Origin of the sequence: Candidatus Chordibacter forsetii (assembly GCF_964187505.1) — a bacterium.
Taxonomy (GTDB): Bacteria; Verrucomicrobiota; Verrucomicrobiia; order Opitutales; family Seribacteraceae; genus Chordibacter; species Chordibacter forsetii.
This window is the reverse complement of record NZ_CAXLML010000139.1, coordinates 1-10151: the sequence shown is the minus strand read 5'-3', so window position 1 is coordinate 10151 and position 10151 is coordinate 1. Positions and strand designations below refer to the sequence as shown.

Here is a 10151-nt window from a genome sequence, read left to right as displayed (position 1 = left end):
CTCTCAGGGACTTGATCAAAAACTTACCGGGGTTGAACCAGCACGTGTGGTGCACGATTTACTGATTTAAAAAGTACGAAAAAAAAGAAATTCCTCTAACGATGCAACCGACCAAAATTGGATTCCTTCCCCTCTATTTAAAGTTGTACGATGAACTGTTTCCAGAAATGCGGGAGACCATGGAGAAGTTCTCCTCTGATATACAATCCGAACTACTGAGTAAGGGGATAGAAGTCATTCCCGCACCAATTTGCCGGACTGAAGAGGAATTCAAGGAAGCAGGAAAAACATTTACTGATTGCTCGGCGGTTGTGTGCTTGCACCTGGCATACTCACCCTCCTTGGAAAGCATAGATACACTGGTTTCCCTAAACAAGCCATTGATTATGCTGGATACGACCATGAACTCATCTTTTGGCAAAGATGCAACCGTGGATGATTTGATGAACAATCATGGAATACACGGAGTTCAGGATTTGTGCAGTCTGCTGAAAAGAAAGGGGGTACAGTATTTTGTGGAAGCCGGTCACTGGCAGGAATCCGATGTTCTCGACAGGGTGGCGAACCTATGCAAGGCAACAAACGCAGCCAATTCCATGAAGGGTGGAAAAGTAGGATTGATTGGAAAGTCTTTTCACGGAATGGGGGATTTTGCCATAACCCCGGAAGATTTGGAAAATTGGATCGGTACAAAAGTTGAACCATTTAAAACCGGGCAAATCCTTGAGCTACTCAATTCCTTGACCGAGGAAGAAATCAAAAAAGAGATAGAACATGACCTCTCTGCATTTGACCTGGGAAAATATGATGAGGATGCACACCGGAGAACGGTACGAATGAGCCTGGTCGTCCGGAAATGGGTGGAACAAAACGACCTGCTTGGGTTTTCGATGAACTTTGCTGATTTTGATCGGTCAAAGGGATTTGAATGTGTGCCCTTCATGGAGGCAAGCAAGGCCATGGCAAGCGGTACCGGATATGCCGGAGAAGGAGATGTATTGACCGCGGCTTTTTGCGGAGCTTTATTGCAAATCTTTCCTGCGAGTAGTTTTACGGAAATCTTTTGTCCGGATTGGAAAGGAAACACACTATTCCTCAGTCATATGGGTGAAATGAACCCCGCGATTTCGGATGGTAAGATGTTGATGACGGCGAAGGATTATATCTTCTCTGATATTGATTCGCCAATGATGGCATACGGCAGTTTCAGACCAGGGGTTGCAGTACTGGCCAACCTGGCCCAGACCGAGGAGGGTAAATTCACTCTAATCTTAAGCGAAATGGAAGTACTGGAAGGGAGGAGTGTGGAAAACTTAGAAGAAGCCATCCGAGGATGGATCCGTCCAAAAATTCCAGTCGATCGATTTCTTGAAAAATATAGTGAAATGGGCGGTACCCACCACCAAGTCCTGGTCTATGGTGATAGCTTACGCACCCTCACCGCTTTTGGTAAAATGATGAACTTCTCCATATCAATCATATGAACTTTGAAATAAAGCAGACGGACAAAGAATTTTATCAGGAGTACCTGCAGGATTTCCTCCCTGAAAATATCATCGATGTTCATACACATTGTTACGAAAAAGAAACAGTACATTCAGAAAAGGAACAAGATAGCAGACTGGCTGCCTGGCCGCTCTTGGTCGCGGATGAAAACCCCATAGAGGACCTTATGGAAACTTACCGCATGATGTTCCCGGGAAAGAAAGTAACTCCTTGTATCTTCCCCTGGATTGAACCGGAAAACAAAATTGTGGAACTAAACCGATATGTTTTGGACTGTGCGGAAAAACACAATATACCCGCATTACTCCTTGCCCTACCCCATTGGTCTGCCGAAGAACTCGAAGCCAGACTGATTGAACGGAAGTTCAACGGAATCAAGGTATACCTGAGCTTTGCTCCTTCCTACCTACCACGGGACGAAGTAAGGATTTATGATTTCCTACCACCTTCACAACTGGAGGTATTGGACAGGCTTGGGCTTGCTGTGATGTTGCACATTCCAAGATCCGGAAGATTAAAAGACCCGGTAAACCTTGGCCAAATCCTGGAAATTGAACAGAACTATCCAAACCTAAAACTCATACTTGCTCATGTTGGCCGAGCTTATTGCGAAGAAGATGTAGGCGATGCATTTGAGATTTTAAAAAAGACTGAGCGACTGACTTTCGACTTCTCGGCCAATACCAATGCCAAGGTATTTGAATGGGCAATCAATGCGGTTGGACCGCAACGTATGATTTTTGGCAGTGATCTACCAATCACCCGGATGAGAATGCGACGAATCACCAAGAATGGAAAGTACCTAAACCTTGTACCCAAAGGATTGTATGGAGATGTATCCGATGATCCAAGCATGCGCGAGATTGAGGGAGAAGAAGCGGACCGCCTGTCCTTCTTTATTTACGAAGAAATCAAATCGATCAGGGAAGCGGCGATTAATACCCGATTAAACAAAGGAGAAATCGAAGATCTCTTTTTTAATAATGCTCACCGCATGTTGGGCCTAAGTTAAAATTTAGTGGCAGTGCCAAAAAAATATCTGATTGGGATGGACTTGGGAACAAGTTCGATCAAGGCCGTGCTCTGTAAAAGTGATGGAAAAATAATCGCTAAAGAAAGTGCCGAAACAACCATAATTAAACCATCTACCTGTGAAGCAGAGATTGATCCCGAGCAGTACTTTTTAGAATTCACCGGATTGGTAAAATCCTTGGTTTCGCAAATAAATGACCCTAAAGAAATCAAAGCCATCTGTTTAAGCGGTGCCACCGGAAATACCATTTTGCTCGATCATGCAAACAAACCATTGGCTCGTGCAATCAGTTGGTTGGACACAAGAACACTGATTGAGGGCGAGGATCCATGGACCGACCTGGACAGGAAACAACTCTATCAAAAAAACGGATGGCCCTACTTCGGAACCTTTCCTCTGGCCCATTTGGGATGGTTAAAAAAGAACAAGCCAGAACTTTGGAAAGAAGCCAGGCGATTTGCGATGCTGCATGACTTCATCTTTGAAAAACTCTGTGGTCTGTGGATAATTGATCATTCCAAAGCAACCACCTTTTATTTGCAGGATCAGGTGCAAAGAAAGTGGAACCTAGAGCTTTTGAGCACTCTGGGAATTAAGAAAAGCCAACTCCCACAATTGTGCGAATCTGGCAAGGCATGTGGATCACTCACTCCCGAAATTTGTGAACTCACCGGTTTGCCTACTACAACAATGCCTGTAACCGGCAGTTTTGATCACCCCTCCGCTGCCCGGGGAACCGGAGTTTGGGAAGAAGGTGATCTGCTTATTTCAGCCGGTACTTCCTGGGTCGTATTCACACCTGTAGAAAACAGAGAAATTGCCCTGAAAGAAAATATGCTTATCGACCCTTTTCTTTCAACCAATGGATGCTGGGGTGCCATTTTTGCCCTTACCGCAGTGGGTGAGAAATTGCATAAATTATTGGCCAAAGCATTTCCCTCGAAAAGCAACGAAGCAATGTACGAACACTTCAATAGTCTGGCCATGGAAGCAGAACCGGGAGCAGGTGGTACCATTGTCAATTTGCTCGATCATACCGAGGAGGCAAACTGGAAGATCGCCCAATCCTGTACTCCTCAACAGTTATGCCGTGCATTGATGGAAGGGATTGTTTTCCAGATCGCCCAACGCGTGGAGCAAGTCAATCTACTTACCGGAAGATCTTCTGGGAAATTGATTTTTACGGGCGGACCGACAAAGAGTGCAATCTGGACTTCGATCCTCGCAGATGTGCTTAACCGACCAGTAAGCATACCTAAAGATGGAGAATATGCCGGAGCTATGGGAGCAGTGATTCTTGGAGGAATGGGTTGTGGGATCTATTCAGATGAACGGGACGGTTTCAATCAGTTAAAACACCCATTCACAACTACCCAACCCGATCCCGCCTGCAGCGATGCATACATAGAAATCCAGCGACATTTTCATGAGGAAACCGCAATGGTATCCCAGTAATTTCAAAACAAATATTCAAAACCTTAAATGACAACCAACAAACCTATAAAAACCCTTCCAAAATCTCCATTCTTTGAAACCAGTGTAAAGAATTACATCTTTGGAGACGCAGTATTGGACTATGCAAAAGCGGTTGATGAGGCCGCCATACGCCATGATGTGGATGCGATCTTCATCGCCCCCTACACTGAGATTCGCAGAATTGCCGAGAATACAAGTCGTATTCTTGTCTTTGCCCCTTACATGGATACTTTGCGACCCGGTCGGGGAATGGCAGATGTATTGCCCGAAGCCATACTCGATGCTGGTGCAAAGGGAGTATTACTTAACCATTGTGAACGTCCCATGACTCTTCCCCAGATCAAAGAAACAATCGACCGGGCAAATGAAATCGGTTTGATCACTTTTGCCTGTGCCGACTCTATTGCTGAAACCAAGGCGATTGCCCAATTCGAGCCGGACATTATCAACCCGGAACCCAGTGAACTGATTGGTACAGATCAGGCAAGTGACATGTCCTATGTGATCGAAACTTTGCAGGTGGTTAAGCAAATTAATCCGAACATTTTGGTCGAACAGGCAGCAGGTATAACCACGGGTGAGCAAATTTACGACTTCATCATGGCGGGAAATGATGCCGCTGGTTCGGCCTCGGGTATTCTTAAGTCCAAGGACCCAATGAAACTGCTCGATGAAATGGTCTTCAATGTCAGTCGGGCCAAAAAAAATCTTCTATCCAAAACCAACTAAAACGTTAACCATGAAAATTGTCCGAGAAACTCTCGACCTCACATCCACTGGCCAGCGGCCCACCTTTCACACGATCACCGATGAGGTGAAGAAAATTGTTCATCAATCAGGTATCCAACTGGGATCGTGTCTGGTTTATTCACGACACACCACCTGCGCTGTAATGATAGACGAAGACTCCTTTGACAAGGCATACACCGGGCTGACTTACTTGCAGCAGGACCTTGCGGATGTTTTTGAGAACATCATTCCTACCTGCAGAAAAGAAGGTCAGTATATGCACCCCGGTCCGGAACTTACCGTATTTGCAGCCAAGCACGGGGAGGACAAACCGGGAACATTAAATACCGATGCCCATTTACGATCATCCATCATGGGCAGAAGTGAAACCATACCCATTTTCGAGGGAAATCTGGAACTCGGAGAGTTTGGGCATGTCTACTTTGTGGACTTTGACCACACCCGTTCGCGCAACCGTCAGGTCATCATACAGGTATCCGGAGAATAAACCTTTAGAAAAATATTTAACATTCAAACTATGAAAATTGTCACCGAAAAAATCGACCTTCAATCAAAAGGATTAAACCCGACCTTTCACGATGTTACCGAACAGGTAAAAGAGATCGTCAAGAACACAGGCGTACAACACGGCAATATCGTCGTATACTCGCACCATACTACCTGCTCGGTAATGACGCAGGAGTGCTCGCACGATAAAACCTACTTCGGATTGGAATTCCTCCAACAGGATCTGTGCAATGTCATGGAAAAACTCATACCCACTTGCAGGCATGAGGGACAGTATATGCATCCGGGTAAGGAACACATTGATTTTGCCATGAGTTTGGGCACGGAAGAGGGAGAATGGACCAGCCTTAACACCGAGGCACATCTTCGTTCGACCTTCTTTGGTCGTTCGGAAACGATTTTACTGGTGGATGGCGAGCTCCAACTTGGGGAGTTCGGATATATTTACTTCATCGACTGGGATCAGGTACGAGCTCGCAAACGGGTCTGTCAGGTTCAAGTATTGGGAGAATAACCAAGTGACAAAATCGCCCTGGGAAGCCGCCCGGGATTCGTTCAAGATCGAATCCTCCGCTCTGGCCAATGCATTGAGTTCAATTGAGCAAAAATCATTCGAAAAGGCAGTAAAACTTCTTGCCGGTGCGGAACGCATTGGTGCAAGCGGATGTGGTCATTCTGGCATTGCCTGTATGCACTTCGCACATTTGATGTGCTGCATCGAACTTTCAGGCAGATTTATTTCTCCAGCCGAAGCAGTTCATGGAGCAAGTGGCTTCCTCAAGGAGGGAGATGTCATAGTGCTTGCCTCCCGGGGGGGGCAAACCAGTGAACTGCTTCCCATCATGGAAATATGCAAAGCTAAGAAAGTCCATATCATCGCCATTACCGAAAATATGGAATCCTCCTTGGCCAGAGGTTCTCAGGTGGTTTTAAAAATGCGAGTCGATCGAGAGGCTGACAAATTCGACAGCCAGGGAACCACAAGTTTCGTGGTACTATCTGCAATTTTTGATGCCTTACAAGCAGCCCTAATTGAAGAGACGGATTTCCGAAATGAACAATTTGCTAAAATCCATCCGGCCGGAGCGGTGGGAAAAAAATTAAATTCATAAAAGTATGAGCATCTGGGACGCAGTTATCTTCTTTAGCTATTTCATTGGGGTAGTCCTCTTTGCGGTAATAATTTCCGCACGAAGTAAGACTAAATCTTCATCCGACTACTTTCTGGCGTCCAAAAAATTGCCCTGGTATGCGATCGGTGCATCATTTATCGCATCCAATATCTCCACCGAACATTTCATTGGTACAATTGGAATTGGTTTTCTCTATGGGATGGCGGTGGCAAATTGGGAATGGGGAAATGCATTCACCTTTACCGCCCTTATCTGGATCTTTTTGCCTTTTTATATGCGTGGAAATGTATCCACCATGCCGGAATTCCTCGAAAAAAGGTTCAACAAGACATGCAGGTATGCATACGCAATCGTGATGATCATCGGACTAGTCATTGCCATGCTCGGTGGTGTGCTCTTTGCGGGTGCCAAGGCAATGAATGTATTCTTCCCCCAGATTGATATTTGGATGGGCATTCTTATTCTAGCCATAGCCGCTGGCACCTACACGATTTACGGAGGTCTGTTAGCAGCCGTGTGGGCTGATGTTTTACAATTTCTCCTACTCATGATTGGGGGAATCATTGTTAGTATCTTCGGGATTCATTATGCCGGAGGACTGGATAATTTGATGGAGAGCATGCCTGAGAAATTCATCATGTTCTATTCATCAGAGCATGAAACTATACCATGGAGCGGTGTATTATCGGGACTAGTGGCTGTAGGACTGTGGTATAATTGTGCCAATCAATTTATGGTGCAAAGATGCTTAGGAGCCCGCTCCGAATGGGATGCAAGGATGGGAGTCATCATGGCTGGATTCAGTAAGGCGATTCTTCCATTCATAGTAGTCATCCCAGGGATCGTTGCCTTTTATTTGTTCCAGTCCCGAATTAGTGATGGCGACCAGGCATGGCCATACATGGTACAACAATTTCTACCCACCGGACTGATTGGCCTGGTCTTGGCCGGTCTGGCAAGTGCGGTAATGTCCACCCTAAGTGCAATCACCAATTCCTCATCCACCATCTTTACCCTGGATTTGTACAGAGAATTAATCCGCCCAAAAGCAACTGATGAGGAGTTGCACAAAGTCGGTCGGATAAGCGCCCTGGTTATCATTGTTATTGGTATCACCATTGCCCTGATTATTTCTGCTTTTCCAGGGGTTACCATATTTGTACTCATACAAACTGTTTTCTTCTATGTCGCTCCCCCCATTGCCGCCTGTTTCCTACTTGGAATTATGTGGAAGAAAATCACCCCTATGGCGGCAACCATTACCTTACTTATGGGATATGTGGTGTTTTTACCGCTGACCAAATTTGGGCTGTTTCCCAATCTGCCAATTTTGCAACCGTACGACACCTTTACACATCATACCTTTTTAATTTTTGTGATGTCCTGTATCACCCTTGTTGTCGTTTCTTTTTTCACTAAGCCCAAGTCTGAAGAAGAACTTGAAGGAGTAATCTGGACTAAGAGTGCTCTGAGTGTGGGCGAAGATGCAACTGGACAATATGGTGGATGGAAAAGCATTAAACTGTGGTGGTTCCTAATGGTGGCGACCATTGCTGGACTTTATCTTTGGATGAACTCGAAAAGCAATGCATCCACATGGTACGAAGCCGAAGATTTAGAATTTTCTGCTACTCCGGACTGTGAAATCAAGATTCAAACGCGTAAAGAAATTGCACCCGAGGAAAAATTCAATCTTTGGACAGGTACTGGGCAGGTATTGATCCAACCCAAAGATAATGGACAGGAGATGACCTTCACCATTCCGGTCAATGAACCTGGAAACTACAGGATTGATGCACTGGTCACAATTGCCCCTGGATACGGTAGTTTTAGTACAACTGTAGATCAAAAAAAGGCCGATATATCTTATCCTGAGATCACTCTCACTGAAGAGAGAGACTATCTATCCAAACCCAAGACGAGCATGATTTTTGATGCACAAAAAGTTTACAAGGACAGAGAGAATAACGGGATCGAAAATAATATCGCTGGTTCGTACACTGTACAGCGGATCACTTTGGGTACTTTTGAAACAGAAACTGATCATTTTAAAGTTTCGCTCACTTCTGGGGATTACACACCTGAACATTCTCTTCTCGGAATTGATCAATTTATCGTCACCAAAAAATAATAATCTTCAACAAGTTTTAACTCTAAATACTGAAAGAAAATTAACATGAAAAACGAAAAAGATGGCACACTAGAAGTGGAAGGCTCAAAGAAAATGACTAGTCTATCCAGGCGAGGGTTCATTCAAGGGATTGGTGGTGCAGGTGCCTTGCTTGGATTAGCTGGCAAGTCAATGGGTGCAGAAGCACCCCGCGATGCCGATGGAAACATTATCCCAGGTTTTGAAAAAATAAAGGAAGACCCAAACGCTTCAAAAGGCTGGAAAGATCTACCTAACCGTAAAGTAAAGGTGGGCATTGCAGGGTATGGGCTTTGCCGGTTCGGTGGTGCATTCTTTTATCAGAATCATCCCAATGTGGAAGTGGTGGCTGCGACCGATCTTGATCCAGGCAGATGTGCCGGTCTCGCCCGGGCAGTGGGAGCCAAGAAGACTTATCCATCCTGTGAGGAAATGATTCAGAAGGATAAAGAGATCGAAGCGGTTTATATCGCCACGGATGCCCCCACCCATGCAAAGCTCGCGGTCATGGGATTAAACCATGGAAAACATGTATGCTCTGCGGTACCTGCGGTTTTTGGGTTTCAGGCAGAAGAAGAAGCCGAGGAACTCTTTGAGGCGGTCAAGAAGAGTGGTTTGAAATATGCCATGAATGAGACCTCCACTTTCCATGCCGACCTCTGGGATAAGCGAACTCAGTACCAGGCAGGTGCACTCGGAAAAATTATTTATTCCGAAGGAGAATATTATCATGATTTTGGACCCAACGGACTCCCTGGTTACAACCCTAAAAATGGTAAGATTGATGTGAATGGTTGGCGTCGTGGGCTTCCCCCCATGTGGTATCCGACCCACTCCAATGCCTATTATGTATCCATCACTGGTGGACGGTTTACTGAAGTATCATGCCTGGGCACGCCCGGGTTGTACAATGAGCACAAGGAAAACCAATGGAAGAATCCATTTGGTACTGAGGTCGGTATGTTCAAAACAAGCGAGGGCGGTATCTCTCGCATGGCGGTGAGTTGGGACATGAAAAATGCCCACGGTGAAAAGGGACGGGTCTACGGGCAAAAACCCCACAACCCAAGTATCAACGGCGCACGCCCTGCCCTCCCTCCCGGAGTTGGAGCTGGCGGGCACGGAGGATCGCATGGACAATTAACCAATGACTTCATTACCTCCATCCTGCTCGACCGAGAACCAACCGTAAATATTGGGGATGCACTGAATATGACCATGGCAGGTGTGATTGCTCATAAGTCCGCGCTGAAGGATGGGGAGTGGATGAAGATCCCACAGTACGACCTTTCATAGCAAACAGGTTGGGCAGCTTACAAAGTTGCTCATCTTATCGTTTCGAATTGAATAAGCCTTTCCATGATCCACTTCTTTTCGAAATAGCAATGCTTCGTTTTATTTTTTTATTTGGTATGGTTGGTTCGTTCGCGTGCCCGCTTTTTGCATCTAAATCAAATGGAAATGAGCCTACCGAGAAAGCCTTGTACAAAGCGAGTGGATGTATTGCCTGCCATCGTATGACCCTGGATCACATTGGTCCTTCCATGCTGGCCGTTTCTCAAAAATACGCCAATGACCCGAACGGTGCATCAATGGT

At 45.6% G+C, this 10151-nt stretch carries 10 protein-coding genes; all 10 read left to right on the top strand.

The features are described 5' to 3' along the window. Positions 1 to 101: 101 nt before the first annotated feature. Positions 102 to 1484 carry an L-arabinose isomerase family protein gene (locus ACKPQ4_RS06160; protein WP_407680324.1) on the top strand — a complete coding sequence of 461 codons (1383 nt, stop codon included), beginning with the start codon at positions 102 to 104 and terminating at the stop codon, positions 1482 to 1484. Further along, complete coding sequence (locus ACKPQ4_RS06155) at positions 1481 to 2518, top strand: amidohydrolase family protein (protein WP_407680323.1); 1038 nt, start codon at positions 1481 to 1483, stop codon at positions 2516 to 2518. The genes ACKPQ4_RS06160 and ACKPQ4_RS06155 overlap by 4 nt, the downstream gene beginning before the upstream one ends. Before the next feature lie 12 nt (positions 2519 to 2530). Further along, positions 2531 to 3994, top strand: coding sequence for a xylulokinase (locus tag ACKPQ4_RS06150; RefSeq protein ID WP_407680322.1), 1464 nt, complete (start codon positions 2531 to 2533; stop codon positions 3992 to 3994). Between the two features lie 27 nt (positions 3995 to 4021). Continuing rightward, positions 4022 to 4744 (top strand): triose-phosphate isomerase, encoded by a 723-nt coding sequence (locus ACKPQ4_RS06145; RefSeq protein WP_407680321.1) that lies wholly within the window; start codon positions 4022 to 4024, stop codon positions 4742 to 4744. A 10-nt stretch (positions 4745 to 4754) separates the two neighbouring features. Then, positions 4755 to 5252 (top strand): secondary thiamine-phosphate synthase enzyme YjbQ, encoded by a 498-nt coding sequence (locus tag ACKPQ4_RS06140; RefSeq protein WP_407680320.1) that lies wholly within the window; start codon positions 4755 to 4757, stop codon positions 5250 to 5252. A 30-nt stretch (positions 5253 to 5282) separates the two neighbouring features. Beyond that, positions 5283 to 5786, top strand: coding sequence for a YjbQ family protein (locus tag ACKPQ4_RS06135; protein ID WP_407680319.1), 504 nt, complete (start codon positions 5283 to 5285; stop codon positions 5784 to 5786). 4 nt (positions 5787 to 5790) lie between these two features. Continuing rightward, on the top strand, positions 5791 to 6384 hold the full coding sequence (locus ACKPQ4_RS06130; RefSeq protein ID WP_407680318.1) for an SIS domain-containing protein: 594 nt from the start codon (positions 5791 to 5793) through the stop codon (positions 6382 to 6384). A gap of 4 nt (positions 6385 to 6388) precedes the next feature. After that, positions 6389 to 8536, top strand: a complete 2148-nt coding sequence (locus ACKPQ4_RS06125; RefSeq protein WP_407680317.1) for an SLC5 family protein — start codon at positions 6389 to 6391, stop codon at positions 8534 to 8536. Positions 8537 to 8581: 45 nt separating this feature from the next. Further along, the gene (locus ACKPQ4_RS06120) at positions 8582 to 9850 is read left to right on the top strand and encodes a Gfo/Idh/MocA family protein (RefSeq protein WP_407680316.1); all 1269 of its coding nucleotides are present in this window, start codon (positions 8582 to 8584) and stop codon (positions 9848 to 9850) included. A gap of 89 nt (positions 9851 to 9939) precedes the next feature. Then, positions 9940 to 10151, top strand: a 212-nt coding sequence (locus ACKPQ4_RS06115) for a c-type cytochrome (protein ID WP_407680315.1), incomplete at its 3' end; no start/stop codon positions are given.